25 protein-coding genes are annotated in these 24,657 nt (G+C 66.4%); 15 read left to right on the top strand and 10 right to left on the bottom strand.

Annotated elements, in window-relative coordinates; genetic code table 11:
- Nucleotides 1–26: 26 nt before the first annotated feature.
- Complete coding sequence (locus ACEN9O_RS01280; RefSeq protein WP_495615861.1) at nucleotides 27–491, top strand: DoxX family protein; 465 nt, start codon at nucleotides 27–29, stop codon at nucleotides 489–491.
- Here the strand turns inward: ACEN9O_RS01280 and ACEN9O_RS01275 are convergent.
- Together ACEN9O_RS01275 and ACEN9O_RS01270 are read right to left on the bottom strand one after the other, a co-directional pair.
- Nucleotides 488–778, bottom strand: a complete 291-nt coding sequence (locus ACEN9O_RS01275; RefSeq protein ID WP_495615860.1) for a hypothetical protein — start codon at nucleotides 776–778, stop codon at nucleotides 488–490. The genes ACEN9O_RS01280 and ACEN9O_RS01275 overlap by 4 nt on opposite strands.
- A 153-nt stretch (nucleotides 779–931) precedes the next feature.
- On the bottom strand, nucleotides 932–1,150 hold the full coding sequence (locus tag ACEN9O_RS01270) for an RNA-binding S4 domain-containing protein (RefSeq protein WP_495615859.1): 219 nt from the start codon (nucleotides 1,148–1,150) through the stop codon (nucleotides 932–934).
- A gap of 191 nt (nucleotides 1,151–1,341) precedes the next feature.
- On the opposite strand from ACEN9O_RS01270, the gene ACEN9O_RS01265 reads away from it, so the two are divergent.
- On the top strand, nucleotides 1,342–2,262 hold the full coding sequence (locus ACEN9O_RS01265; RefSeq protein ID WP_495615858.1) for a hypothetical protein: 921 nt from the start codon (nucleotides 1,342–1,344) through the stop codon (nucleotides 2,260–2,262).
- A 108-nt stretch (nucleotides 2,263–2,370) separates the two neighbouring features.
- Here ACEN9O_RS01265 and fumC read toward each other — a convergent pair whose 3' ends face one another.
- Nucleotides 2,371–3,768 (bottom strand): class II fumarate hydratase, encoded by a 1,398-nt coding sequence (gene fumC, locus ACEN9O_RS01260; RefSeq protein ID WP_495615857.1) that lies wholly within the window; start codon nucleotides 3,766–3,768, stop codon nucleotides 2,371–2,373.
- Between the two features lie 154 nt (nucleotides 3,769–3,922).
- Between fumC and ACEN9O_RS01255 the strand changes: the two genes are divergently transcribed.
- Together ACEN9O_RS01255 and ACEN9O_RS01250 are read left to right on the top strand one after the other, a co-directional pair.
- Complete coding sequence (locus ACEN9O_RS01255; protein ID WP_495615856.1) at nucleotides 3,923–5,386, top strand: type IV pilus assembly protein FimV; 1,464 nt, start codon at nucleotides 3,923–3,925, stop codon at nucleotides 5,384–5,386.
- Between the two features lie 90 nt (nucleotides 5,387–5,476).
- Entirely contained in the window at nucleotides 5,477–6,703 is a 1,227-nt protein-coding gene (locus tag ACEN9O_RS01250) for an aspartate aminotransferase type Ic (protein WP_495615855.1), read from the top strand.
- Nucleotides 6,704–6,759: 56 nt separating this feature from the next.
- Here ACEN9O_RS01250 and ACEN9O_RS01245 read toward each other — a convergent pair whose 3' ends face one another.
- Both ACEN9O_RS01245 and ACEN9O_RS01240 read right to left on the bottom strand, forming a co-directional pair.
- Entirely contained in the window at nucleotides 6,760–7,038 is a 279-nt protein-coding gene (locus tag ACEN9O_RS01245) for a flagellar protein FliT (RefSeq protein WP_495615854.1), read from the bottom strand.
- A gap of 151 nt (nucleotides 7,039–7,189) precedes the next feature.
- A complete protein-coding gene (locus ACEN9O_RS01240; protein ID WP_495615853.1) occupies nucleotides 7,190–8,017 on the bottom strand; it encodes an HDOD domain-containing protein in 828 nt (275 codons plus the stop codon).
- A gap of 231 nt (nucleotides 8,018–8,248) precedes the next feature.
- Between ACEN9O_RS01240 and ACEN9O_RS01235 the strand changes: the two genes are divergently transcribed.
- The 3 genes from ACEN9O_RS01235 (at nucleotide 8,249) to ACEN9O_RS01225 (ending at nucleotide 11,258) form a co-directional block, all read left to right on the top strand.
- Entirely contained in the window at nucleotides 8,249–10,285 is a 2,037-nt protein-coding gene (locus ACEN9O_RS01235) for a M13 family metallopeptidase (protein ID WP_495615852.1), read from the top strand.
- Nucleotides 10,286–10,327: 42 nt separating this feature from the next.
- Entirely contained in the window at nucleotides 10,328–10,948 is a 621-nt protein-coding gene (locus ACEN9O_RS01230) for a class I SAM-dependent methyltransferase (RefSeq protein ID WP_495615851.1), read from the top strand.
- A 118-nt stretch (nucleotides 10,949–11,066) separates the two neighbouring features.
- The gene (locus ACEN9O_RS01225) at nucleotides 11,067–11,258 is read left to right on the top strand and encodes a CsbD family protein (RefSeq protein ID WP_495615850.1); all 192 of its coding nucleotides are present in this window, start codon (nucleotides 11,067–11,069) and stop codon (nucleotides 11,256–11,258) included.
- A 213-nt stretch (nucleotides 11,259–11,471) separates the two neighbouring features.
- Here the strand turns inward: ACEN9O_RS01225 and ACEN9O_RS01220 are convergent, their stop codons facing one another.
- Nucleotides 11,472–13,685 carry a S9 family peptidase gene (locus ACEN9O_RS01220; protein WP_495615849.1) on the bottom strand — a complete coding sequence of 738 codons (2,214 nt, stop codon included), beginning with the start codon at nucleotides 13,683–13,685 and terminating at the stop codon, nucleotides 11,472–11,474.
- Nucleotides 13,686–13,816: 131 nt separating this feature from the next.
- The gene (locus tag ACEN9O_RS01215) at nucleotides 13,817–15,226 is read right to left on the bottom strand and encodes an MATE family efflux transporter (RefSeq protein ID WP_495615848.1); all 1,410 of its coding nucleotides are present in this window, start codon (nucleotides 15,224–15,226) and stop codon (nucleotides 13,817–13,819) included.
- A gap of 176 nt (nucleotides 15,227–15,402) precedes the next feature.
- Between ACEN9O_RS01215 and ACEN9O_RS01210 the strand changes: the two genes are divergently transcribed.
- From ACEN9O_RS01210 to ACEN9O_RS01195, 4 genes are all read left to right on the top strand, one after another.
- On the top strand, nucleotides 15,403–16,077 hold the full coding sequence (locus tag ACEN9O_RS01210; protein WP_495615847.1) for a beta/gamma crystallin family protein: 675 nt from the start codon (nucleotides 15,403–15,405) through the stop codon (nucleotides 16,075–16,077).
- A 49-nt stretch (nucleotides 16,078–16,126) separates the two neighbouring features.
- A complete protein-coding gene (locus tag ACEN9O_RS01205; protein ID WP_495615846.1) occupies nucleotides 16,127–16,462 on the top strand; it encodes a beta/gamma crystallin-related protein in 336 nt (111 codons plus the stop codon).
- 67 nt (nucleotides 16,463–16,529) lie between these two features.
- The gene (locus ACEN9O_RS01200; RefSeq protein WP_495618411.1) at nucleotides 16,530–17,465 is read left to right on the top strand and encodes a DnaJ C-terminal domain-containing protein; all 936 of its coding nucleotides are present in this window, start codon (nucleotides 16,530–16,532) and stop codon (nucleotides 17,463–17,465) included.
- A gap of 3 nt (nucleotides 17,466–17,468) precedes the next feature.
- Nucleotides 17,469–17,777 carry a chaperone modulator CbpM gene (locus ACEN9O_RS01195; RefSeq protein WP_495615845.1) on the top strand — a complete coding sequence of 103 codons (309 nt, stop codon included), beginning with the start codon at nucleotides 17,469–17,471 and terminating at the stop codon, nucleotides 17,775–17,777.
- Here ACEN9O_RS01195 and ACEN9O_RS01190 read toward each other — a convergent pair.
- Nucleotides 17,755–18,687: a LysR family transcriptional regulator gene (locus ACEN9O_RS01190; RefSeq protein ID WP_495615844.1), complete on the bottom strand. Its 933-nt coding sequence runs from the start codon at nucleotides 18,685–18,687 to the stop codon at nucleotides 17,755–17,757. The genes ACEN9O_RS01195 and ACEN9O_RS01190 overlap by 23 nt on opposite strands.
- A 128-nt stretch (nucleotides 18,688–18,815) precedes the next feature.
- Between ACEN9O_RS01190 and ACEN9O_RS01185 the strand changes: the two genes are divergently transcribed.
- The 4 genes from ACEN9O_RS01185 to ACEN9O_RS01170 all read left to right on the top strand — a co-directional run bounded on the left by ACEN9O_RS01185 (nucleotide 18,816) and on the right by ACEN9O_RS01170 (nucleotide 23,994).
- Nucleotides 18,816–19,427, top strand: coding sequence for an FMN-dependent NADH-azoreductase (locus ACEN9O_RS01185; RefSeq protein ID WP_495615843.1), 612 nt, complete (start codon nucleotides 18,816–18,818; stop codon nucleotides 19,425–19,427).
- 202 nt (nucleotides 19,428–19,629) lie between these two features.
- Entirely contained in the window at nucleotides 19,630–20,517 is an 888-nt protein-coding gene (locus ACEN9O_RS01180) for a cysteine hydrolase family protein (RefSeq protein ID WP_495615842.1), read from the top strand.
- A complete protein-coding gene (gene pncB, locus ACEN9O_RS01175) occupies nucleotides 20,514–21,707 on the top strand; it encodes a nicotinate phosphoribosyltransferase (RefSeq protein ID WP_495615841.1) in 1,194 nt (397 codons plus the stop codon). Before ACEN9O_RS01180 ends, pncB begins: the two co-directional genes overlap by 4 nt.
- Before the next feature lies 1 nt (nucleotide 21,708).
- Nucleotides 21,709–23,994 (top strand): putative bifunctional diguanylate cyclase/phosphodiesterase, encoded by a 2,286-nt coding sequence (locus ACEN9O_RS01170; RefSeq protein WP_495615840.1) that lies wholly within the window; start codon nucleotides 21,709–21,711, stop codon nucleotides 23,992–23,994.
- On the opposite strand, the gene ACEN9O_RS01165 is transcribed toward ACEN9O_RS01170, so the two are convergent.
- Entirely contained in the window at nucleotides 23,995–24,297 is a 303-nt protein-coding gene (locus ACEN9O_RS01165; RefSeq protein WP_495615839.1) for a hypothetical protein, read from the bottom strand. It abuts the gene before it with no gap.
- 39 nt (nucleotides 24,298–24,336) lie between these two features.
- Complete coding sequence (locus ACEN9O_RS01160) at nucleotides 24,337–24,636, bottom strand: antibiotic biosynthesis monooxygenase family protein (RefSeq protein WP_495615838.1); 300 nt, start codon at nucleotides 24,634–24,636, stop codon at nucleotides 24,337–24,339.
- Between the last annotated feature and the right edge of the window lie 21 nt (nucleotides 24,637–24,657).

Here is a 24,657-nt window from a genome sequence, read left to right as displayed (position 1 = left end):
GACTAACTAATTTTGGAAGCGTTAAGATGAAAACTATCCTCGGACTGCACCAACAATTATCCCGCTACGACGCGGCACTGACCGCGTGGGGCGGTTCACTGATGAGCCTGGCTCTGCGCTGCTATGTGGGCTGGCAATTCTTCAAGGCCGGCATGATCAAGGTGAGCGACTGGAGCGCGACGCTGGCGCTGTTCCACGACGAGTACATGGTGCCGCTGCTGCCGCCCGACCTGGCCGCCTACCTGGGCGCGGCCGGCGAGCTGGCGTTGCCGCTGCTGCTGTGGGTGGGCCTGGTGTCGCGGCCGGCGGCGCTGGCCTTGTTCCTGGTGAACGCGATGGCGGTGATCTCCTACCCGCAGCTGCTGAGCTTTGAATGCCCGGCCGCGATCAACGATCATTTCTACTGGGGGGCGATGCTGCTGGCGCTGGTGGCCTTCGGCCCGGGCAAGTTTTCGCTCGATGCGTGGCTGGCCGGCCGACGGGCCGCTTAAGTCGTCCGGAAGGCGCGCATCAGCTTGGCCTCGCCGGTCAGGTCCCGGTGCAGGCGGCTGGCGGCGGCGGTCAGCTCGATCATGCGGGCGAGCTGGGTGTCCTCGAAGCGCGCCAGCTCCTCGGTCGCGGTCAGCAGCGCCTGCGCCAGCTTGGCGCGGGCCGCCTGATACAAGGTGCCGTCGTACTGGTCGGTGTTCTTGAGCAGTTCCTCGGCGTTTTCGATCACTTGCCGCAGGTCGTCGAGCAGGCGTTCCTGTGTTTGCATATTGTGTGCAGGATCGTCCATGACGTTCCCCTGGTCATAAAACTGGTTGAACAAGCCGGGTAGCAGGCCATCCCAATATATCGGCGCTCAGGTCCGCCCGTTTGCGCCGGATCAAACGCGCCTTCCCGCCATTCTCTTCAGCTTAGGTCGTTATTGCCCAAATGCAAGATCAATTCACGCGCCTTCGACGCTGATGCGGATGTCGGCCACGGTCACTTGCTGGCCGGCGCGGATCTTGGCGGTCTTGCGTAATTCCTGCTTGCCGTCGACCTTGACGCCGCCGCTGGCGACCATCATCTTGCCGGCGCCGCCGCTGTCGCACAGGCCGACCAGCTTGAGCAGCTGATTCAGCTCAACGAATTCCCCGCTCAATTCAAAACTTACTTTCTGCATTTTATCCTCTGTTGCTATGATGTGAAATCGGCGCCGGCGCCTGCTTTCAGTAGTGTAGCGGCATTCCGACAGGGTCGCAGTTTACTCCATGAATACCTTACGGTTGAGGTTGCCGTCGAGAAAAAAAATTGCTATTCTGAGTTAACTGCTGAATTTTTGTGCAGCGAGGTTTGCCCTCAGTGAGTTGCATCATGAATAAGCTCTATTGGCCAGTCGCAGTCCTGATTTGTCCGCTTTCCGGCTTGGCGGGCGCTGCCGCATCCGATCCCTTTTCCCTGCAAAAACCGCCACCCGCGTTTGAAAAACGGGCCAATTCGGCCTTGCTGTTCGACGCGGCGGACCGGCAGTCGGCGCTGAGCGAGCAGTTGCAGAACGACGCCGCGCCGCGCTACGGCGCCGCCTACGCCGGCGTGCCGCGCCTGCATTTCGGCGCCTTGCCGGACAATCTGGCGCTGCTCGATCCGCTGGGCCCCATGCTCAACGAATACAGCAAGCGCTTCCTGACCAGCGCGGATTTCGAAAAGAAAATGGGCCGCGCGGTCGGCATCCTGACCATCGGCATCCTGCGCGAGACCGGTTCGGCGCTGGGCTCGCAGCAGACGCCGGCGCTGGCCATGAACACCCGGCCGACCACCACCTTCACCTCGCTCTCGCTGGGCTATGCGCTCAGTTCGCGCAGTGCGCTGATGTTGATGGCGTCCTACGGCAAGACCGAGGGCATCGGCAATCCCGACAGCCTGATCGCGCAGGTGTCGTCGGTGCGGACCATGGCATTCAGCGTGGGCTTGTCGACCCGCCAGGTGTTCAACAGCCATGACCGCTTCGCGGTGACCTTGTCGATCCCGGCCAAGGTGCGCTCCGGCACGCTGCAATACAGCGGCTCGGCGCCGCAGTCCGGCGACCCGGGCGCGCCGGCCTTCGGCGCGCCGACCTTGAACCTGCGGCCGACCGCCACCGAGCGCGACCTGGAGTTCGGCTACACCACCTCGTTCGGCCGCGATGGCCGCGGCGGCAAGCTGACCGGCGCCGTGATGTGGCGGGTCAACCCCGGCCACGACGCCAGCGCCCGGCCGGACTGGCTCACCGGGGTGCGCTACTCCTACGGTTTTTGAGAAGGCGCCTCAAAATGACCGTGGCGTCGTTGCGGCTCCTTGCCGTGCAGGCGCACTGTCTTCGTCGCCGCGCCTAGCCACGCTCATTTTGAGCCACCTTCTTCTTAGTTAGCCTTTCGCGCCGGGACGGGTCATCTCCAGCGGCACGATCCACTGCTCGAACTGCTCGGCGCTGACGTAGCCCAGCGCCAGCGCGGCCTCCTTCAGCGTCGTCCCTTCATGCTGGGCCTGCTTGGCGATGGTGGCGGCCTTGTCGTAGCCGATGTGCGGCGCCAGCGCGGTGACCAGCATCAGCGAGCGTTCCATCAGCTCGGCGATGCGGCCGCGGTTGGGCTCGATGCCGTGCACGCAGTGCTCCTCGAAGCTGCGCATGCCGTCGGCCAGCAGGCGCGCGCTTTGCAGGAAGTTGTGGGCGATCAGCGGCTTGTACACATTCAGTTCGAAGTTGCCGGAGGCGCCGCCGATGGTGATGGCGACGTCGTTGCCGAACACCTGGCAGCACAGCATGGTGAGCGCCTCGCACTGGGTGGGGTTGACCTTGCCCGGCATGATGGAGCTGCCCGGTTCGTTTTCCGGGATGCTGATCTCGCCCAGGCCGGAGCGCGGGCCGGAGGCCATCCAGCGCACGTCGTTGGCGATCTTCATCAGCGCGGCGGCCAGGGTCTTGAGCGCGCCGTGCGCCGAGAGCAGGGCGTCGTGGCCGGCCAGCGCGGCGAACTTGTTGTCGGCGCTGCGGAAGGGCAGGGCCAGCGTGTGCTCCAGCTCGGCGGCGATGCGGTGCGCGTATTCGGGGTGGGCGTTGAGGCCGGTGCCGACCGCGGTGCCGCCGGCCGCCAGCTGCAGCACGCCGGGCAGGGCGGTGCTGATGGCGCGCTCGGCGAAGTCGAGGTGGGCGACGTAGCCGGAGAATTCCTGGCCCAAGGTCAGCGGCGTGGCGTCCTGCAGGTGGGTGCGGCCGATCTTGACGATGTCGGCGTAGGCCTCGGCCTTGGCGTGCAGGCTGTCGCGCAGCGCGCGCAGCGCTGGCAGCACCTTGCCGGCCAGCGCCTGGGCGGCCGCCACGTGGATGGCGGTGGGGAAGATGTCGTTGGACGACTGGCCCTTGTTGACGTCGTCGTTGGGGTGCAGCTTGCGCGCTTCGCCGCGCACGCCGCCCATCAGCTCGGAGCCGCGGTTGGCCAGCACTTCGTTCATGTTCATATTGGACTGGGTGCCGGAGCCGGTCTGCCACACGGCCAGCGGGAATTCGCTGGCGTGCTTGCCGGCCAGCACCTCGTCGGCGGCCTGGGTGATGGCGATGGCCTTGGCGCCTTCCAGCAGGCCCAGGTCCAGGTTGACGCGGGCGGCGGCGCGCTTGACGCTGGCCAGCGCGTGGATCAGCTCGGGCGGCATGCGCTCGCTGGAGATGTGGAAGTGTTCCAGCGAGCGCTGGGTTTGCGCGCCCCACAACTGGTGCTCGGGGACGTCGATCGGGCCAAAACTGTCACGTTCACTTCTGGTGTTCATGGTTTTTCCTTTGCGCGCGGAGGCAATCATGTGAGTTTGCTAAGTGCCTGCCAGTGTAGCGCAGTCCTGAAAAATTAACCTAGGGCTACAAAACCGGGAAAATCAGCCGTTATAGCTGATACACTTTAAGAATTCGCGTCCAAGCGACCCCGACATGCAGCGCACACCATTCCTGACCACGATTTTTGCTTGCGCCGGCGCCTTGCTGCTGGCTGCCGCCGCGCCGGCGGCGGAGCTGGGCGATATCGCCGTGCGCTCCTTTATCGGTCAGCCGCTGGCGGCCGATATCGAGCTGGTGCAGCTGGCGCCGGACGAGGTGTCGGGCTTGCAGGTCCGGCTGGCGCCGCAGGATGTGTTCCGGGGCGCGAGCATCAGCATGAACCCGGCACTGGCCACGCTGCACCTGTCGGTGGTGCGGCGCGATGGCCGGCAGTTCCTGCACATCACCACCACCCGCAATATCGATGCCGACTATGTCCATTTGTTCTTTGAGCTGAGCGCCGCCGGGCGCCAGGACGTGCGTGCCGCGACCGTGTGGCTGCAGGCTGATCCGAATCCGGCGCCGCCGCCACCGCCGGCCCTGACGGCGGCGCAGGCTGCCGCGTTGGCGCGCACCGAGCGGGCGGCCAGGGAGGCCAGGGAGGCTGCAGCGGCAGCGGCCGCCGCTCCGGTGGCGGAGGCGGCGCCCGTGGCACCGGTGCGCGACCGGACGCGGCCGGCGCCGATGCCGTCGACGCATGAATCCGAAGTGGGCGAGCCGGCTGGTTTGCATGGTGGCGCGCCATCGCGGCGGGCGGCACTGGCGGTGCGCAATTTGCCGGAACGCATAGCCGATGCGATGGGGGCGACGCCGCGCAAGGCGCCGGCCAAACCGTCGGCCAGCAGCGAGGCGGCGCAGGCCGATGGCGGCGTGCCGCTGGGCGTGGCGCAGGCTTTGTTGCCGTTGCCGCCGCTGCCGCTGCCCAAGGGCGTGAAGCGGCCGGCGGCTCCGGCTGCGTGCACGCCGTCGGGCATGAGCGCGAAGGAATGCGCGGCGCTGGATACGCACAGCGTGGAGTTGTCCAGCAAGCTGGTTGAGTTGGAGGGCAAGGTCAAGCTGCTGCAGGGCGCTTTGGCGGCGAAGGCCGGGGCGGCCAGTGCGGCGGCGCCGGCTGCGTCGGGAGCGCGCGGCGGCGGGGCGAACGGCGAGGCTGCGGCGAGACATGCAGCGGCTGCTTCGGCGTCGCACGCGGCATCGGCGCCGGCGTCGGCGCAGGCATCGGCACCGGCCGCCGCGCATAGTGCTTCGGCTTCGGCTTCGGCTTCCGCTTCCGCGCCGGCCTCCGCGGAGGCATCGGCGCCGGTCAAGAAGGTACGCGTGCTGCCCAAGCTGAAGTACAAAAAGGAAAAACCGCCGGAACCGGCCTCCAGCAATACGATGCTGGTCGCCGCTGGCGCGGGTGTGCTGGCCTTGTTGCTGGGCGCCGGCGGCTACCTGTATCTGCGCAAGAAACGCGGCAGCGGGCCGCTGCAGATCTGGCAGGGATTCCGCAAGAAAAAGCCGGCCGGCGAGGGCGATCAGCCGATGGAGGCGCCGCCGCTGCACGAAGTCACGCCGGAATCCATGATGCAGCAGTAATAAGTATATAACTGTACGCTCTTATCGGGGTCAGGCAATCTGGGGTATAGTATTCGACGCCCACCGTCTTCCCCATACTGAAAGAGCGCTATGACCGCAGTCGATCTCCCTTCTCAGCACCACGAGCAATACCAGGCTTTCAAACAACTCGGCCTGAAACTGGACATGTCCCGTGGCAAGCCAGCCCCCGAACAACTGGATCTGTCGAACGCCCTGATGGGCGCGCTGGACGGCTACAAGGCCGCCGACGGCACCGATGGCCGCAACTACGGCGGCACCATCGGCCTGCCGGAAGCGCGCGAGCTGTTCGGCAAGCTGCTGGACGTGCCGGCCGCGCAGGTGGTGGTCGACAGCAGCGCCAGCCTGTCGCTGATGCATGACGTGATCATCTACAGCCTGCTCAACGGCACGCCCGGCAACGCGCCGTGGGTGCGCGAGCCGGTGACCTTCCTGTGCCCGGTGCCGGGCTATGACCGCCACTTCGCCATCTGCGAGGCGCGCGGCATCAAGATGATCAACATCCCGATGACCGAAGCCGGCCTGGACATGGACCTGGTGGAAAAACTGGTGGCCGAGGATGCCAGCATCAAGGGCATGTGGTGCGTGCCGAAGTACAGCAATCCGGGCGGCGTGGTGTATTCCGATGCCGTGGTGGCCCGCCTGGCGGCGATGAAGACGGCGGCGCCGGACTTCCGCCTGATGTGGGACGACGCTTACCGTTTCCATCATCTGGGCGAGCAGAAGCTGGAAGTGACCAACATCCTGGACGCCTGCGCCAAGGCCGGCAATCCGGACCGCGCGATCGTGTTCGCGTCGTCGTCGAAGGTGAGCTGGGCCGGTTCGGGCGTTGCCGCGCTGGCCGCGTCGCCGGCCAATATCGCCTGGTGGACCAAGCATGCGGGCATCCGCAGCATCGGCCCGGACAAGATCAACCAGCTGCGCCACGTGCGTTTCCTGAAGGACCTGCCGACCTTGGAGGCCCTGATGGAGCAGCACCGCCTGCTGCTGAAGCCGAAGTTCGACGCGGTGCTGGCGCAGTTCGAGCACTACCTGGCCGATGTGCCGGGCGTGTCGTGGACGCGTCCGCAGGGCGGCTACTTCATCGACCTGGTGACGCCGGCCGGTTCGGCCAAGCGCACCGTGGCGCTGGCCAAGGAGGCGGGCATCACGCTGACGCCGGCTGGTGCGGCTTTCCCGTACGGTAATGATCCCAAGGATAGCCACATCCGTATCGCGCCGAGTTTCCCGTCGCTGGACGAGATCACCCAGGCCGCGCAGGGTATCGCCTTGTCGCTGAAGGTAGCGCTGGCGGGCTGATTGCCCTAAAAGCAAAAAAGCGCCTTAGGGCGCTTTTTTTATTGGGCTGACGGTTTTTACTGGCGCGGCATGCCGGGCACGTTGTTGGCCCAAGGTTCGGTGACGTCGCGGATGGCGCGGTCGTTGGCCAGGATTTGTTTCAGCAGGTCGATCTTGCGCAGGCGCGGCGCGCCGCTCAGGGCCGGTACGCCGGTGCTCACTGCGCGGGCTTCGCTGGTGCACTGCGCTTCCAGGCGGCTCAGGCCGTCGAAATCACCCAGACGTGCGGCGGCGGCCATTTGATTGGTCAAACCGGCAATGTTTTCGTACATCGAGAGGACTTCGGTGGAGGTCATGTTCTCACCCTGGCTAGTTATAACGGATTACCGCATGTCCTGATTAACGTCGCCTTAAATGGGAACTTTAGGGTGTTTTGAAAAAATATTTAAAAAAAAAGCCGCGCGGCACGAAACCGGCGGCTTTCCATAGTCTTTAAAACAAGCTGGCTTATTTGACCAGCTCTTCCAGGCCGGCGCTCAGTTCGTCCGGCGATGGCATTTCGTCGATAAGGGCGTTGTCGTCCAGGCCCAGTTCTTCGGCCAGGTCGGCCGGATAGCAGGCGGCGATTTCGTCCTCGCTCAAGCCGGCCTGCTCGACGCGCGCGCGCCAGGCGGCCAGCGAGACAACGGCGGCCAGGCGGTTCAGCTCGCCGTTGTGGTGCGGCTCGGGGAAGGCCAGGATGGTTTCCGAGAACGTCAGCGGGAACTTCCAGCGCTTGGCCAGCTCGGCGCCGACGTCGGCGAAGGTGTAGCCGAACGAGGCCTGCTCGGCGTCCAGGCGGCGCGCGTCCAGCGGGCCGGCCACCTTGTCGAGCGCCATCGCCTGCTCGGCCATCGCCGAGTGGATCACCAGCTGGCCGATGGCGTGCATCATGCCGATGGTGAAGGCGAGGTCGGTGTTTTCCTTGGTTTTCTTGGCAATCCACTTGGCCGACACTGCGGTGTGCAGGCTGTAACGCCAGAATTGCTTGAGGTCGAGGCCGGGCACGGTCTTGAAGCCGCTGACCAGGCCGGAGCTGATGACCAGCGTGCGCACGGTCACGAAGCCGAGCATCAGTACCGCATCCTCCACCGTGCCGATGCTGCGCGAGACGTGGTAGTAGGCCGAGTTGGCCAGGCGCAGCAGCTTGGCGCTCAGCACCGGATCGGTCGACAGCTTCTTCGCGATCTCTTCGGTCGAAACGCTGGCCTTGTCGAAACTGCTGATCAGCTCTTCCACGACTTTAGGCGCAGTGGGCAACGCAGTTGGATTCTGGAACAGGGCATCAAGTTTCATATTTATCTCCTGGGTAATTAGCGCGTTGCTATAGGCTAACTATATAGCGATTCGCCCAATGAATGAAGCGATTTGCTGGGCAGGCGTCTCTTTTCTGCCGAGTTGCTACCGTCTGTTCCGCCAAATCCGCCGTTCGTCGCAAAGCCGCGCCATCTGGCATGGCGCGACGATAAAGTGCAGGCTGGCGTACCACGCCTGCCGTTCAACCAGATCCACGACCAAGGGACATCCATGCACCCATCTGCAAGCAAGTTAAGCCTGGCCGTTTGCGCCGCCCTGATGCTGGCCGCGCCGCTGCGCGCCGAGCCGACCTCCGCCGCCCCATCGACCGCCGCCGCCAAAAGCGCCGTGCTGCCGGGCGACGATTTTTTTGACTACGTCAACGCCGACTGGCTCAACAGCGTCGAGATCCCGGCCGACCGCAGCGGCTGGGGCGTGGGCAACGCCCTGATCGAGGACACCAACCAGCGCATCGTGAAATTGATCCAGGCAATGGCGCAGCAGCCGGCCGACGCCGAGGCCAGGAAAATCGCCGACTATTACGCCGCCTTCATGGACGAGGCGGGCATCGAGGCCCGGGGCCTCGCGCCGTTGCAGCCGCTGTTGAAACAGATCGCCGCCATCGGCGACAAGCGCGCGCTGGCCCAGGCGCTGGGCGGCTCGCTGCAGGCCGACGTCGATCCGCTCAACGCCACCAACTTCTCCACTGAAAACCTGTTCGGCCTGTGGATCGCGCAAGGCCTGAAGGACTCGGCGCACTACACGCCTTACCTGCTGCAGGGCGGACTGGGCATGCCGGACCGCGCCTACTACCTGGACGACACGCCGGCCATGCAAAAGCTGCGCGGCCAATACCAGGCGCACATCGCCGCCACCTTCAGGCTGGCCGGCATCGCCGACGCGGAAGCGCGCGCGGCGCGCGTGGTCGAACTGGAACGCCAGATCGCGACGGCGCACGCCAGCCGCGAGGATTCGGCCGATGTGCTGAAGGCCAACAACAACTGGAGCGCCGCCGATTTCGCGCGCAAGGCGCCGGGCCTGGACTGGAGCGCCTTCTTCGCCAGCGCCGGCCTGGGCGCGCAGAAAAAATTCATCGTCTGGCATCCGACCGCCATCGTCGGCGCGGCCAGGCTGGTGCAGTCGGTGCCGCTGGAAACGTGGAAGGATTTCCTCGCCTTCCACCGCATCAACCAAGTCAGCAGCGCGCTGCCGAAGGCGCTGGCCGACCAGCATTTCGATTTTTATGGCCGCACGCTGAGCGGCACGCCGGAGCAATCGGCGCGCTGGAAGCGCAGCCTGGCCGCCGTCAATGCGGCGATGCCCGATGCGCTGGGCAAGGTCTATGTGGCCAAGTATTTCCCGCCGGAGTCCAAGCAGCGCTTGCAGCAGATGGTGGGCAAGATTGTCGACGCCTTCCACACCCGCATCGACCAGCTGGAGTGGATGGCGCCGGCCACCAAAAAAGAAGCGCATGCCAAGCTGAAGACCTTGTACGTGGGCATAGGCTATCCCGAAAAGTGGGCCAGCTACGACCAGCTGGACGTGGTGCCGGGCGATGCGCTGGGCAACCTGCTGCGCGCGCAACGCGTGCATACGCAGCAGCAGCTGGCCAAGCTGCACCAGCCGGTGGACCGCGCCGAGTGGTGCATGCCGGCGCAGCTGGTCAACGCGGTGAACATGCCGATGCAGAACGCGATCAACTTCCCGGCCGCGATCCTGCAGCCGCCGTACTTTGATCCGAACGCCAGCGACGCGATGAACTACGGCGGCATCGGCGCCACCATCGGCCACGAGATCAGCCACAGCTTCGATGACCAGGGCGCGCAGTTCGATTCGCAAGGCCGCCTGCGCGACTGGTGGACTGCGTCGGACGGCCAGCATTTCAAGCAGGCGTCGGCGGCGTTGGCGGCGCAGTATTCCGCGTACAAGCCGTTCCCGGACCTGGCCATCAACGGCCAGCAGACCCTGAGCGAGAACCTGGCCGATCTGGCCGGGCTGGCGGCATCATACGACGCTTATCACACCACGCTGGACAACAAGCGCGTGACGGCGGAAGCGGACCAGCAGTTCTTCATCGGCTATGCGATGAGCTGGCGCGAGAAGCAGCGCGATGCCGCGCTGCGCCGCGCGATCCTGACCGACGGCCACGCGCCGGACAAGTGGCGCACCGCCACCGTCCGCAACATGGACGCTTGGTACCAGGCCTTCAACGTGCAGCCGGGACAGACCTTGTACCTCGCACCGAAGGACCGGGTGCGCGTCTGGTAAGCCGGGCAGGAAGGGTTCCATGCAGCCGTATATACTGGCGGCATGGAATCCGACCCTATCGAGCAGATCACTCAGACCACGCTGCAGCATTACGAGCGCAACGCCGAGCAGTTTTTCGCCGGCACCATCGACCACGACGTCAGCCAGAACATCGCCGCCTTGCTGGAGGCGATACAAGCCCCCGCGCCATACCGCCTGCTGGACCTGGGCTGCGGCCCCGGCCGCGACCTGAAGACCTTCAAGAGCATGGGCCACGAAGCGATCGGCGTGGACGGCTCGGCGCGATTCGTCGAGATGGCGCGCGCCTACAGCGGCTGCGAAGCGTGGCAGCAGGACTTCGTCCACCTCGATCTGCCCGCCGGTTTTTTCGACGGCATCTACGCCAACGCCTCGCTGTTCCACGTGCCCAGCGCGGCGCTGCCGAAAGTACTGCGCGACCTGCATGCCGCGCTGAAAACCGGCGGCGTGCTGTTCAGCTCCAACCCGCGCGGCGACAACCGCGAAGGCTGGAACGGCCCGCGCTACGGCAGCTACTACGATTACGAAACCTGGGAGCGTTACCTGCTGGCAGCGGGATTTATCGCCGTCCAACATTACTACCGACCCCCGGGCTTGCCGCGCGATCAGCAGCCCTGGCTGGCCAGCGTCTGGCGCAGAGCCTGATTGCCGCCTTGGTGCGCAAGCGCACAGAATGCCAGCCGGCGTCTGCCTATAGTGGGCCTCATGCACACAGCATTGCGCTGCGTGTCCTGTAGCTTCATCACCCACCAAGGAGTGCATCATGAACAAGGATCAAGTGAAAGGTACGGCGAAAGACATCGGCGGCAAAATCCAGCAAGAGGCTGGCAAGCTGGTCGGCAGCTCGGAGCAGCAAGCCAAGGGCCTGAACAAGCAGGCTGAAGGCAAGCTGCAAAAAGGCCTGGGCGATGCCAAGGAGGCCGTGAAGGACATCTCCAAAGGCAACCGCAACTAATCGTTGCATCGCTGCGCTTGAAATAAAAACAGCCGCTTGCAGCGTAATGCCGTTCAGTTAAGCTTGAGTCGCCCGCCGTCATTCCCGCGAAAGCGGGAATCCATACAGCGCCTGCGAGACAAGCTCCGCATGGGTTCCCGCTTTCGCGGGAACGACTACCCTTAACTGAACGGCATTACCGCTTGCAGCGGCTGTTTTTATTATAAGAACGATTTATTTCGTTTCCGGCATCAGGTTCTTCTTGAAGAAGGCCTCGATGTTGCCGTACACATGGCGCTGCGGCGCGCGCCCCGAGATGCCGTGCTTGGCGCCCGGATAGGTCATCAGCTCGAAGTGCACATTGCGCTTGACCAGCGCGTCGATCATGCGCGTGGTGTTGGTGAACAGCACGTTGTCGTCGGCCATGCCATGCATCAGCAGCAGCGGCGATTTCAGCCCGTCCAGGTGCGAGTACACGCCGCCCGATTCATAGCCGGCCGCGTTTTCTTTCGGCGTGCCCATGAACTGCTCGGTGTAGTGGGTGTCGTACAGCGACCAGTCGGTCACCGGCGCCACCGACACGCCCATCGCGATCTTGTCCGACGCCTCGGCCAGCAGGCGCAAGGTCATGAAGCCGCCGTAGCTCCAGCCGAACACGCCCACGCGCCTGGCGTCGACGAAGCTCTGCTTGCCCAGCCACTCGATGCCGGTGATCTGGTCTTCGACCTCGACCTTGCCGAGGTTGTGGTAGTTGGCGTCGGTGAACACGCGCTCGCGGCGCGACGAGCCGCGGTTATCCAGGCGCCACACCACGAAGCCTTGCTGCGCCATGTACTGGTCGAAGAAGTTGCCCCAGCGGCGAGCCACGTGCTGCGAGTGCGGGCCGCCGTAGGTCGACAGGTAGACCGGGTATTTCTTCGAGGCGTCAAAGCCGCTTGGCTTGATCATCGAGTAGTACAGGGTCTGGCCGTCCTTGGCCTTCAGGGTGCCGTACTCGGTGTGCAGGTGGGCGTCCAGGTACTTGCCGTACGGGTGGGAGGCGTTGAGCTCGTTGTGCTCCAGCCAGCTGATCATGGCGCCGTCCGGGCGGCGGATGCTGACCTGCGGCGGGGTGTCCGGATCGGAGTAGGTGTCGACAAACACTTCGCCGTTGCGGGCGAACGAGGAGTCGTGCCAGCCGTCGCCCTGGGTGATGCGCTGCGGCTTGTCGGCGCTGCTGCCGTCGAGCTTGAGCGCGTAGGTCTGGCTGTCGATCACGGCGTCGCGGTTCGACTGCACGAACACGCGGCCGCCTTTTTCGTCCAGCGCCAGCACGCGGTCGATGCCCCATGCGCCGCTGGAGATGGCGTGCTGCAGCTTGCCGTTCATGTCGTACTGGTACAGGTGCTTGCGGCCGCTGCGCTCGGACGACCAGATGAAGCCCTTGTCGTTGGCCAGGAAACGCAGGTCGTCGAAGATGCTGACCCAGGTCGGCGAGGTTTCGGTGATCAGCACCTTCTGCGCCAGCGTGGCCGCGTCCACCGACACCAGCTCCAGCGTCTTCTGGTCGCGGCTCTGGCGCTGGAACAGCAGGGCTTTGGCGCTGCCGCTCCAGTCGGCGCGCACCAGGTAGATGTCGGCGTTGGCGCCGAGCTCGACGTTGCGGGTCTCGCCGCTGACCGGCGACACGATCTTCAGCTGTACCAGCACGTTGGCATCGCCGGCGGCCGGGTAGCGCTGCTCGACCACGTCGGTGCGGTCGGCGAAGATCTCGAAGCGGCGCACCACCGGCACCGGCGCCTCGTCGTAGCGCTTGTAGGCGATGGCGGAGTCGTCCGGTGCCCAGAAGTAGCCGCTGGTCTGGCCCATCTCCTCCTGCGCCACGAACTCGGCCTCGGCGTTGTGGATGGTGCCCGCGCCGTCGGTGGTCAGCTGCTTTTCCTTGCCGGTGGAAAGGTCGATCACGTACAGGTTCTGCTCGCGCACGAAGGAGACGTAGCGGCCGCGCGGCGAAATCTTCGGATCGATCACATTGCCCGAGGCCACCATGCGCGCGGCGTCCGGCTTGCTGGCGTCGATCAGGTACAGATTGCCGGCGATCGGCACCAGCAGCTGCTTGCCGTCCGGCGACCAGCTGTAGCTGAGGATGCCCTTCAGGCTGGCGGTGCGCTCGCGCTCGCGGCGGGCCTTCTCGGCGTCCGACAGCTGCTCCTCCGGCACCAGGATTTTGGAATCGACCAGGCGGTGCGTGGTCTTGTTCTTCAGGTTGTATTCCCACAGGTCGAGCTGGAACTGGTTGTCGTCGCGGCCGCGCAGGAAGGTCACGCGGGCGCCGTCCGGCGACACCTTCAGGCTGCGCACGCCGGGGCCGCTGAGCGACGGGTCGGCGTGCAAACGGTCCAGGGTGAGTTTTTCGGCGGAGGCGTGGGCGCCGGCCAGCAGGGCGAGGAAGCAGAGGATGAAGCGCATGGAGGGGAGTGTCTCTTGGTTATCGGAAGCCAAGACGATACCAGAGCGGCCCGCTCGTGGCGAGACGGCAATGTTCTGAATCCGCGCGGGAAAACCGTTTTTCCTTCGGTGCCGGTGCCGGCCATATTGCCTCAGCCGGTCCGCGCCCCGGCCGCCCGCACCTCGGTGGCCCGCGCCAGCGACAGCCGCTGCAGCGCCCAGCTCAGCAGCACCGCCGCCACCGTCAGCCCGATCACCAGGCCGATCCAGAAGCCGGCCGCCGCCATCGGCTGCGCCGGCGTCCACGGCAGCCAGCGCGGCGCCAGCCCCAGCCAGCAGCCCAGCGGCAGCGCGAAGCCCCAGAACGCCAGCAGCTGGATCTGCATCGGCTGGCGCGTGACCTTGTAGCCGCGGATCGCGCACGAGGTCGCGACCTGGGTGGCGTCCGACAGCTGGAACAGCGCGGCAAACAGCAGCAGCTGCACGCACACCGCCTGCACCGCCGGGTCGGAGGTGTAGGCCTGGGCGATCTGCTGGCGGAACACCACGATGAACAGCGCCGACAGCACGGCAAACGCCAGCGACATCGCCACCCCGGTCCAGGCCACGAAGCGCGCCCGCCCCGGATTGCCTTCGCCCACCGCCTGGCCGACGCGGGTGATCAGCGCGATGCCAAAGCTGAGCGGCACCATGAACACCAGCGAGGAAAAGTTCAGCGCGATCTGGTGCGCGGAGATCTGCACCACGCCGTAGCGCGCGATCAGCAGGCTGACCGCGCCGAACGCGCTGACCTCGGCGAAATAGGTGACGCCGATCGGCAGGCCCAGCCGCAGCATCGAGCGGATCTCCGGCCAGTGCGGCCACTCCCAGTGGGTGAACGGATAGGTGGCGCGGTAGGCCGGCGCCACCCGCATCCAGGCCAGCATGGCGGCCAGCATCAGCCACATGCACAGGCCGGTGGACACCGCGCAGCCCACCCCGCCCAGCCTGGGCAGGCCCCAGTGGCCGAAGATCAGCAGCCAGTTGACCAGCACGTTGAAGCACAGGCCCAGCAGGGCGATCAGCATCACCGGCTTGGTCTGGTTGATGCTGGTGCTGTAGCCGTACAGCGCGCGGTAGGCCGCGAACGGCGGCAGGCCGATGCTGATCACGTGCACGAACAACTCGGCCTGGCGCTGCACGTACGGCGTCAGGTACAGGTGCTCGAACAGCAGGGTCGCCAGGTTGGCCAGCAGCATCGCCGCCACGCCCACGCCCAGCGCCTTCCACAGCGATTGCCGCACCGCGTGCGGGATCCGTTCCAGCGCGCCGGCGCCGACGTCGTGCGCCACCACGCTGTTAATCGCCATCATGGTGCCGCTGACGGTGACCAGGATGATGGTCCAGATCGACGCCCCCAGCGACACCGCACCCAGCTCGTCGGCGCTGGCGTGGCCGGTCATTGCCACGTCGGCCACGCCCATGCCCACCGTGGCCAGCTGGCCGATCAGCATCGGCCAGGCCAGGCGCCACAGGGCGGCGGTTTCCAGTCGGAGCTTGGGCAGGGTGAGGGCGTGGGGCATGCGCGGCGGTCAAGGATAGGGCGGGGCGACAATTCTACCCCGGTCCGCTTCAGTCCGCCGCGCTGTATCATTACATTTTCTTGCAATTTAGCCATATTGACTTGTCGGCCGACGCGCTAGCATACGCGTTGTCCGTGCATGGCACTGACTGATCAACATTTTACCGGGGCTCCATCATGAAATCCATCCTGCACCGCCTGACCCGCGCCGCCCTCCTGCTGGCAGTGCCCTTGCTGGCCGCCGCCGCCCACGCGGGCGAGCTGACGCTGTACACCCACGCCAACTTCGCCGGCCCGCCGCTGACCCTGCGCGGCACCACGCCCGACCTGGGGCCGCTCGGCTTCAACGACCGCGCTTCGTCGGTGATCGTGCGCTCGGGCACCTGGCAGCTGTGCGAGCACGCCAATTTCCAGGGCCGCTGCATGCTGGTCGAACGCGGCGAGTATCCGGTGCTGGACGGCTTCAACGACGTCATCTCGTCGGTGCGCGAAGTCAACGGCGCCGGCCGCGACGAGCGCGGCGGGTATGGCGATCGTGATCGTGGCGACCACGGCGGCAGACGCTCGGACCGCGACGACGACCGCGGCTACGGCCAACGCGGCGAGGCGATCGTGCTGTTTTCCAAGCCGCGCTTCAACGGCGCCAGGCTGGAGCTGCACAACAACGAAGTGCGCACGCTGGACCGCTACGACTTCAACGACCAGGCCAGCTCCGTCATCGTCAACGAAGGCCGCTGGGAACTGTGCGAGCACGCCGACTTCGGCGGCCGCTGCATCGTGCTCGAGCCGGGCCGCTACGAGTTCCTCGACGACATGAACAACCGCATCTCCTCGCTGCGCCGGATGCGCTGACCGCCATGCGCTATCATGCAGGCCACCGCCCCGAAATGGAGACTTGGCAATGAACCGACTTCTGTGCGCCACCCTGCTGGGCGCCGCCGCGGCGGCGCAGGCGGGCGACATCACGCTGTACACGCGCGAGCATTTCGGCGGCCCGGCCCTGCAGCTGCACGGCTCCGAGCCCGACCTCGACAAGCTGGGCTTCAACGACAAGACCTCCAGCGTGATCGTGCAGAACGGCACCTGGGAGGTCTGCGAGAACAAGCACTACAAGGGGCGCTGCCTGGTGCTGGAAAAGGGCGAGTACGCCGAACTGAAAAATTTCAACGACATGATGTCGTCGGTGCGGGAAATCGAAGCCAGGCCGGCCGCCAGGGACAAGCGCGAGCGCAAGTGAAGAGGCGGACGCCGCCCGCGCCGGATTGGCGCTAGACTGTGACACACGCATGACGGGAGCGCGCAACGTGGAATACAAGGATTACTACCAGACCCTGGGCGTGGCCAAGACCGCCACCGAGGACGAGATCAAGAAGGCCTACCGCAAGCTGGTGCGGAAATACCATCCGGACGTCAGCCAGGAGGCCGACGCGCAGCGCAAGACCCAGGAACTCAACGAAGCCTACGGCGTGCTGGGCGACGCCGAGAAGCGCGCCGCCTACGACGAGCTGGGGCGCGGCCACCAGTACCGCGCCGGCCAGGAGTTCCGCCCGCCGCCGGACTGGGGCCGCGGCTTCGGCAACGGCGGGGCCGGCGCCGGCAGCTTCGGCGGCGACGCCATGGGCAGCGACTTTTTCGCCGACCTGTTCGCCAACCTGGGCGGCGGCCGCCGGCGCCAGGCGCCGCCGCGGCGCGGCGAGGACAGCCACGCCAGCATCACCATCGACCTGGCCGACAGCTACCAGGGCGCCACCCGCACCATCGGCCTGACGGTGGCCGAGCGCGACGCCCAGGACCGCATCATCACGCGCGAGCGCAACCTCAGCGTCAACATCCCCAAGGGCGTGACGGCCGGCCAGCAGCTGCGCCTGTCGGGCCAGGGCCAGCCGGGCGCGGCCGGGCCGGGCGACCTCTACCTGGAAATCCAGTTCCGCCCCAACGCCCGCTACCGCATCGACGGCCGCGACGTCTACGAGACCGTGCCGGTGGCGCCGTGGGAACTGGCGCTGGGCGGCGAGATCGACGTCGCCACGCCGTCCGGCAAGGTCACCGTCACGGTGCCGGCCGGTTCGCAGAGCGGGCGCAAGCTGCGCCTGCGCGGGCGCGGCATCCCCGGCAAGGAGGCGGGCGACCTCTACCTGCTGCTGGAGGTGGTGCTGCCGCCGGCCAACAGCGACAAGGCACGCGAACTGTATCAAACGATGGCGCGCGAACTGGCGTTCAACCCGCGCGCGGGAGGATGAACCATGGGACAGGCAATCTTGAACCCGGTGCTGGTCGATGAGGCCGCGCTGACCGTGGAGGAGCTGGCGCAGGCCTGCGCCGTCGAGCCGGACTGGGTGGTGCAGCGGGTGCGCACCGGCATCCTGCGCGACAGCGCCGACGGCGACCACATCGCGTGGCGCTTCACCAGCGCCGACCTGGTGCGCGCGCGGCGGCTGTGCCAGATCGAGCGCGACTTCGACGCCAACGACGACGTCGCCGCGCTGGTGGTCGACCTGTCGGAGGAAATCCGCCGCCTGCGCCGCAAGCTCAGCGCCGCCGGAGTGAAATAGGCGAGGGCGCGCCGGCCTGCTCCAGCTCCAGGAACTGCTGCATCAGCCAGCGCGTGGCCGGCCCCGGCTCCTCGTCGCCGCGCCAGATCACATACAGCGGGAAGCTGAACGCGTTGCCCTCGGCGATGTGCAGCTGCACCAGCCGCCCCGCGTCCAGGTCCGCCTGCACGAACTCGACCGGCATATTGCCCCAGCCGATGCCGCTGCGCAGCAGCGCGTGCTTGGAGCTGAGGTCGCCCAGACGCCAGTCGCGCAGGGCCAGCACGCCGAAGTCCTGGCCCTTGGTCAGCGTGCTGCGGTCGGTCAGCACCAGCTGGGTGTGTTCGCGCAGCAGCGCGCTGGGGATGATGCCGGCGATCTGCGCCAGCGGATGCCCGGGCGCGGCCACCGGCACCATGGTGACGAAGCCGCAGCTCTGGCGCTCGATGATGTCCTGGGTGCCCGGCATCCAGCCGCTGATGCCGATGTGGCACTCCTGCTCCAGCACCAGCTGGGTGACGGCGCCCAGCGCCTCGGTGCGCAGGCGCATCGCCACGGTCGGGAATTCCGTCTGGAAGGCGTGCAGGATGCGCACCAGCTTGCAGGTCGAGAACATCACGTCCACCACCACCGACACCTCCGCCTCCAGCCCGGCCGACATGGCCTTGGCGCGGGCCCGCATGCCGTCCACCTTGAGCGACACCGCGCGGGCGTCGGCCAGCAGCGCCTTGCCGGCCTCGGTCAGCACCGGCTTGCGCTTGCTGCGGTCCAGCAGCTCGACGTTGAGCTGCTCCTCCAGGTTGGCGATGGTATAGCTGATCACCGACTGCGTGCGGTGCAGCGCGCGTGCCGCGTGGGCGAAGCCGCCATGGTCGATGACGGCGATAAACACGCGCAGCTGGTCGAGGGAGGGCAGGCCGGGGTCGCGCATACAGTACCTTGTTGTGGGATTGATATCGAATATATCGATAGGTAGGATTTAAATTTACCTAGTTTCATCGATATTAAACTCGTTCTATGATGAGTGCAATCCCTCCCCACCCGAAAGGAAACAACATTATGGCAACCGTACTTCACATCAACAGCAGCGTGCGTCAAAACGGCTCCCTGTCGCGTCAGCTCGGCGGCGAGTTCGTGGCAAAATGGCAAGCGGCCAACCCGTCCGGCACGGTCATCACCCGCGACCTGGCCACCAGCCCGGTGCCGCACCTGACCGAGCAGATGATGGGTGCCTACTTCACCCCGGCCGAGCAGCGCAACGCCGAGCAGGCCCACACCATCAAGACCTCGGACACGCTGGTCGACGAACTGCTGGCCGCCGACACCATCGTCATCGGCGCGCCGATGTACAACTTCTCGGTCACCTCCGGCCTGAAGGCGTGGATCGACCACGTGGCGCGTGCCGGCCGCACCTTCAAGTACGGCGCCAACGGCCCTGAAGGCCTGGTGCACGGCAAGAAAGTGATCGTGTTTGTCGCCAGCGGCGGCGTCTACAGCGAAGGCCCTGCCGCCGCCTACGACCACGTCACCACCTACCTGCGCTCGGTGCTGGGCTTCCTGGGCATGACCGACGTCACCTTCGTGGTCGCCGAAGGCGTGGCCATGGGCGAGGAAGCGGTCGCCGCAGCGGTCGCCAAGGGCCGCTCGAAGATCGACGCCATCGCCGCCTGAAGCGCGGCTCCGCCGAACCCGCAACGCAAGGCGGGGTCTGACCCGTACGGGGTCAGACCCCTAAGCGGCGCAGCTGGCGCGGAGCCGAGGCCTCCCGGGGTTGATTTGTTGCGCAAATGCGCGCGGCTTAGCAGATAATCATCACTGTCTGCCCGCACTATCGGGCAAAATCATATACAGTGAAGCAAGCCTCGGAGCCCCAATGAAACGTAACCTGCATTTGCTGGTCATCGACCCGCAAAACGATTTTTGCGACCTGCCGGCCAGCTACCTCCCGCTCAACCCGGCCACGCGCGCGCCGCACGCGCCGGCGCTGCCGGTGCCCGGCGCCCACCAGGACATGCTGCGCCTTGCCGGCCTGATCAACCGCGGCCGCGCCGGCCTGACCGCCATCAGCATCACGCTGGACTCGCACCACCGCTTCGACATCGCCCACCCCACCTTCTGGATCGCCCGCGACGGCACGCCGGTGGCGCCGTTCACGCAGATCAGCGCGGCCGACGTGCGCGCCGAAAAATTCCTGCCGCGCCATCCGGCCGCCCTGCCGCTGGCGCTGAACTACCTCGACAAGCTGGAGGCGGCCGGCCGCTACCAGCTGATGGTGTGGCCGGTGCACTGCGAAATCGGCACCTGGGGCAACAACGTCCACGAAGACGTGCGCGCCGCCTACGGCGCCTGGGAAGACGCCGCCCTGGGCATCGTCGCCAAGCTGGCCAAGGGCTCCAATCCGTGGACCGAGCACTATTCCGCCGTCATGGCCGAGGTGCCGGACGCCGACGACCCGGATACCCAGCTCAACCGCAAATTCATCGCCACCCTGGCCGAGGCCGACCAGGTCTACATCGCCGGCGAGGCCGGCAGCCACTGCGTCAAGGCCACCGTCGAGCACATCGCCGAGCACCTGGGCCAGCCCTTGTCCAAGCTGGTCCTGATCACCGACTGCATCAGCCCGGTCACCGGCTTCGAGCCGCACTACCAGGCCTTCCTGCAGGCCATGCAGGCGCGCGGCGTGCAGCTGATGCAAACGGCCGACGTGCTGCCAGAACTGCTGGCCAACGCCAGCCGCGCGCTGGGAGCGGACCCCGCATGAACCAGCCCATCGTCCGCAGCCTGCTGGAAACGGACCTCTACAAGTTCACCATGTGGCAGGCGCTGCTGCACGGCCATCCGAACTCGCACACCGAGTACGAGTTCGTCTGCCGCAACGCCACCGCCTATCCGCTGACCGAGCTGTTGCTGGACGTCGAACGCGAGCTCGACCACCTGTGCTCGATGAGCTTTCGCGACGAGGAGCTCAGCTACCTGCGCTCGCTGCGCTACATCAAGAGCGACTTCGTCGACTTCCTCACGGTGTTCCGCTTCCAGCGCAAATTCATCGAGGTGCGCGCCGACGGCGCCACGCTGGTGATCCACGCCAGCGGCCCGCAGGTGCACGTGATGGGCTTCGAGATCTATGTGCTGTACATCGTCAACGAGCTGTACTTCCGCCGCTTCGACGGCGCCGCCGCGCTGGAGCAGGGGCGCGCGCGCCTGAGCGCCAAGATCGCCGCGCTGAAAGCCTTCGGCGCCGAGCCGGCCCGGCGCCACCCCTTCGAGTTCTCCGACTTCGGCACGCGCCGCCGCTACTCCAGCGCCTGGCACGACGAAGTGGTGCAGCGCCTGGCGCGCGAGGTGCCGCAATACTTCAAGGGCACCTCCAACGTCTACCAGGCAATGAAGTTCGGCCTGGTGCCGATCGGCACCATGGCGCACGAATACATGCAATCGTTCCAGGCCTTCGGCGTGCGCCTGCGCGACTTCCAGAAAGCCTCGCTGGAAGCGTGGGTGCAGGAATACCGGGGCGACCTCGGCGTCGCCCTGACCGACGTGGTCGGCATGGACGCCTTCCTCGACGACTTCGACCTGTACTTCGCCAAGCTGTTCGACGGCCTGCGCCACGACTCCGGCGACCCGCTGGTGTGGGGCGAGAAGGCGCTGGCCCACTACGGCGCGCTGCGCGTCGACGCCAACACCAAGCGCTTGGTGTTCTCGGACGGCCTGAACCTGGAGACCGCGTTCGCGCTGTACCGCCACTTCGCCGACCGCATCATGACCGGCTTCGGCATCGGCACCCACCTGACCAACGACGTCGGCCTGACGCCGCTGAACATCGTCATGAAACTGGTGTGCTGCAACGGCCAGTCGGTGGCCAAGCTGTCCGACTCGCCCGGCAAGACACTGTGCAAGGACGAGACCTTCCTGGCGTATCTGCGGCAAGTATTCAACCACCCGGCGGCCTGACATGGACAACATGAGCTACCTGTACCTGATCAACGCCGCCATGTTCGTCGTCATCGGCGTGGCTCTGTTGCTGGTCTGGCGGCGCCACCGCGGCCAGGTCTTCGCCCACCACATGGGCTGCTCGACGCTGTTCGCCGCGCTGATGCCGTTCGGTTCCCTGATCCACGCGGCGTTGCCGGCGCCGTTCAGCATGCTGGGCCTGCTGCTGGTGCTGGCTGGCGCCATCCCCAACCTGCTGTTCCTCGGCTCCGGCGTGATGCAGCTGGCCGGCCGCCGCCTGCCGCGCGGTGCCGCCGTCGGCATCGGCCTGGCCGCCGTCGCCGCGCTGGCGGTGCCGGGCGCCGCTGGCAAGCTTTTCTATTGGCCGCTGTGCGACCTGCTGGTGCTGTGCGCGCTGGGCATACTGGCCACGCGCTGGCTGTGGCCCACCCACGCGCTGGAGCGCCTGGTCGGTCCCCTGCTGATCCTGCTGGGCCTGAACCAGCTGCTGCCCATGCTGTACGGCGAGCAGGGCGTCGCCACCAACATCGTCCTCGCCACCGTGCTGCGGGCCGCGATCGGCACCGTCTTCGTGCTCAGCGCGCTGGACGGCGCGCTGCGCGAGGCCGGCAAGCTGGCCGCCCGCTTCCAGCTGCTGACCGAGCACTCGGTGCAGGGCGTGGTGGTCACCGACGGCCAGCGCATCCTGTACGCCAACCCGGCGGTGCGCGGCATCTACGGCATGCCGCTGGGGCAGGGCAACTTCGTGGTGATCGCCGACCTGCCGCCGGACAGCTTCAGCGACGAGCAACTGCAGCGCCAGCACCGCCTGCTGCAGCAGGGCCAGCTCGACATCGCCAACTGGGAGGGCCGGCGCGAGGTGGCCGGCGGCCGCGAGCTCGAGCTGCGCTTCGAGGCGTGGCGGGTGGAATGGGACGGCGTCGGCGCCACCCAGATCCTGATCACCGACGACACCGAGCGCAACGCCAGCGCCCGCGCGCTGGTGCACCAGGCCACGCACGACAAGCTCACCGGCCTGCCCAACCGCGCCGTGCTGATGCAGCGCCTCAAGGAATACTGCTACCTGGCAGACGGCTCGCTGCACTGCACGCTGGTGGTGCTCAACATCGACCGCTTCAAGCTGTTCAACCAGAGCCAGGGCCATGTGACGGGCGACCACGTGCTCAAGGCCTTCGCTGCCAAGCTCAAGGACGCGCTTGGCGCGCGCGCCGAGCTGATACGGCTGGGCGGCGACGAGTTCGCCATCGTCGACCCCGACGAGAGCAACGCGCACGACATCGGCGAGCGCCTGACCAACGCCTGCGTGCAGGCGCTCAAGGTGCCGGGCGGCGAATACTTCATCGACGCCTCGATGGGCATGGCGGTGTTCCCCGACAACGCCGGCAACGCCGAGGCGCTGCTGCGCGCTGCCAACGCCGCCATGTACCAGGCCAAGTGCACGCCGGGCACGGCGCTGGCGATGGCCGAGCAGCGCTTCGAGCAGATGTCGAGCCAGACGCTGGACAACGAGCAGGCGCTGCGCAAAGGCATCAAGAACCACGAGATCTACCTGGACTACCAGCCCAAGATCGACGCCGTGACCGGCAAGCTGCTGGGCTTTGAGGCGCTGGCGCGCTGGGTGCGGCCGGGGATCGGCTGGGTCAGTCCGGTGGAATTCATCGCCATCGCCGAGCGCACCGGGCTGATCCCGGAACTGGGCGCCATGCTGCTGGAGCAGGCCTGCCGCCAGATCGCCGCCTGGTGCGCCGAGCTGGGCGACTGCGTGCCGGTGGCGGTCAACGTCTCGCCGATGCAGCTGCTCAACCGCGGCTTCCTGCAGATCGTCGAGCAGACGCTGCGCGACACCGCCATCCCGCCGCGCTGCCTGACGCTGGAGATCACCGAAAGCGCCGCGGTCGACAACCTCGACGACACCCGGCTGCAGCTGCAGCATCTGAGCACGCTGGGCATCGACGTCGCGATGGACGATTTCGGCACGGGCTTCTCGTCGCTGAGCATGCTGCGCCAACTGCCCTTGAGCACGGTGAAAATCGACCGCGGCCTGATCGATCCGCTGCCTGCGGTGGACGCGGTGGCGGTGGTCAAGGCGATCTGCCAGCTGGCCGCCGCGCTGGATTTGCAGGTGGTAGCCGAGGGCATCGAAACGCTGGAGCAAGCGGTGGCCGCGCGCGACGCCGGCTGCCACGCCCTGCAGGGATTCTTCTACGCGCGGGCGCTGACCGTGGCGGACGCGGGCGAATGGATGCGGCGCCAGCAAGCCGAAGCGGCCGGCCTGCTGGCCAGTTGATCAGGCCGCGGTAGCGCCGAAGTCCTTCATGATGGCATCGGCCTTGGCGCCCTCGTCCTCATCGTAGATATCGATGGTCAGCATGGCGCCGCTGCGCTGGCGCGCGTGCGCGGCGGCGGCCGGGCCGCCCGGCGTCAGCGAGTCGAGCAGGTTGCCGACCATGCTGGTCGACACGCTGGGCGGCAGCGACAGATGCTTAGTCAGCTTGACGCAGGACGGCGGGAAGCCGCTCGAGAGCAGCGCGCTGCGGGCGCTCTCGGCGTCCGTCACCTGGTCGAAATTGCGATGGATGGTGCGTGTCATGATGAGCCTCCGTTTTGAGACTGGACATCGATGGGCGGCTTAAAAGCCGGGGACCACGGTTTCAAAATGTTCCACTTTCGGTGGCAGGGCGAAATGGCCGCCCACCAGCCCGCGCCAGACCAGGAAGCCCTGGCTGGCGCGGAAATCGACCAGATGGTTGTCCAGCGTTTCCCAGCCCACCACCAGATGATACGTGTCCGGCACTTCGATGTCGCGGTCCAGGCGCATCGACAGGCAGCCGGTGGCGGCGCGGAACACGGGCACCGCCTCGGCTACTGCTGCCTGGAAGGCGGCGTGGGAATCGGGTTTGATGTACAACTCGGCGATTTCATAGATCATGGGGCATTCCTTTTAAGATAC

It is taken from the genome of Duganella sp. Dugasp78 (genome assembly GCF_059491455.1).
The sequence above is the reverse complement of the archived record's forward strand: the minus strand, read 5'-3'. Positions and strand labels throughout refer to the sequence as shown.

What these genes read in the sequence shown, in the direction of transcription:
- ACEN9O_RS01280 (WP_495615861.1), top strand. Translation starts at nt 27, where the DNA reads ATGAAAACTATCCTCGGACTGCACCAACAATTATCCCGCTACGACGCG.
- ACEN9O_RS01275 (WP_495615860.1), bottom strand. Translation starts at nt 778, where the DNA reads ATGGACGATCCTGCACACAATATGCAAACACAGGAACGCCTGCTCGAC.
- ACEN9O_RS01270 (WP_495615859.1), bottom strand. Translation starts at nt 1,150, where the DNA reads ATGCAGAAAGTAAGTTTTGAATTGAGCGGGGAATTCGTTGAGCTGAAT.
- ACEN9O_RS01265 (WP_495615858.1), top strand. Translation starts at nt 1,342, where the DNA reads ATGAATAAGCTCTATTGGCCAGTCGCAGTCCTGATTTGTCCGCTTTCC.
- fumC (WP_495615857.1), bottom strand. Translation starts at nt 3,768, where the DNA reads ATGAACACCAGAAGTGAACGTGACAGTTTTGGCCCGATCGACGTCCCC.
- ACEN9O_RS01255 (WP_495615856.1), top strand. Translation starts at nt 3,923, where the DNA reads ATGCAGCGCACACCATTCCTGACCACGATTTTTGCTTGCGCCGGCGCC.
- ACEN9O_RS01250 (WP_495615855.1), top strand. Translation starts at nt 5,477, where the DNA reads ATGACCGCAGTCGATCTCCCTTCTCAGCACCACGAGCAATACCAGGCT.
- ACEN9O_RS01245 (WP_495615854.1), bottom strand. Translation starts at nt 7,038, where the DNA reads ATGACCTCCACCGAAGTCCTCTCGATGTACGAAAACATTGCCGGTTTG.
- ACEN9O_RS01240 (WP_495615853.1), bottom strand. Translation starts at nt 8,017, where the DNA reads ATGAAACTTGATGCCCTGTTCCAGAATCCAACTGCGTTGCCCACTGCG.
- ACEN9O_RS01235 (WP_495615852.1), top strand. Translation starts at nt 8,249, where the DNA reads ATGCACCCATCTGCAAGCAAGTTAAGCCTGGCCGTTTGCGCCGCCCTG.
- ACEN9O_RS01230 (WP_495615851.1), top strand. Translation starts at nt 10,328, where the DNA reads ATGGAATCCGACCCTATCGAGCAGATCACTCAGACCACGCTGCAGCAT.
- ACEN9O_RS01225 (WP_495615850.1), top strand. Translation starts at nt 11,067, where the DNA reads ATGAACAAGGATCAAGTGAAAGGTACGGCGAAAGACATCGGCGGCAAA.
- ACEN9O_RS01220 (WP_495615849.1), bottom strand. Translation starts at nt 13,685, where the DNA reads ATGCGCTTCATCCTCTGCTTCCTCGCCCTGCTGGCCGGCGCCCACGCC.
- ACEN9O_RS01215 (WP_495615848.1), bottom strand. Translation starts at nt 15,226, where the DNA reads ATGCCCCACGCCCTCACCCTGCCCAAGCTCCGACTGGAAACCGCCGCC.
- ACEN9O_RS01210 (WP_495615847.1), top strand. Translation starts at nt 15,403, where the DNA reads ATGAAATCCATCCTGCACCGCCTGACCCGCGCCGCCCTCCTGCTGGCA.
- ACEN9O_RS01205 (WP_495615846.1), top strand. Translation starts at nt 16,127, where the DNA reads ATGAACCGACTTCTGTGCGCCACCCTGCTGGGCGCCGCCGCGGCGGCG.
- ACEN9O_RS01195 (WP_495615845.1), top strand. Translation starts at nt 17,469, where the DNA reads ATGGGACAGGCAATCTTGAACCCGGTGCTGGTCGATGAGGCCGCGCTG.
- ACEN9O_RS01190 (WP_495615844.1), bottom strand. Translation starts at nt 18,687, where the DNA reads ATGCGCGACCCCGGCCTGCCCTCCCTCGACCAGCTGCGCGTGTTTATC.
- ACEN9O_RS01185 (WP_495615843.1), top strand. Translation starts at nt 18,816, where the DNA reads ATGGCAACCGTACTTCACATCAACAGCAGCGTGCGTCAAAACGGCTCC.
- ACEN9O_RS01180 (WP_495615842.1), top strand. Translation starts at nt 19,630, where the DNA reads ATGAAACGTAACCTGCATTTGCTGGTCATCGACCCGCAAAACGATTTT.
- pncB (WP_495615841.1), top strand. Translation starts at nt 20,514, where the DNA reads ATGAACCAGCCCATCGTCCGCAGCCTGCTGGAAACGGACCTCTACAAG.
- ACEN9O_RS01170 (WP_495615840.1), top strand. Translation starts at nt 21,709, where the DNA reads ATGGACAACATGAGCTACCTGTACCTGATCAACGCCGCCATGTTCGTC.
- ACEN9O_RS01165 (WP_495615839.1), bottom strand. Translation starts at nt 24,297, where the DNA reads ATGACACGCACCATCCATCGCAATTTCGACCAGGTGACGGACGCCGAG.
- ACEN9O_RS01160 (WP_495615838.1), bottom strand. Translation starts at nt 24,636, where the DNA reads ATGATCTATGAAATCGCCGAGTTGTACATCAAACCCGATTCCCACGCC.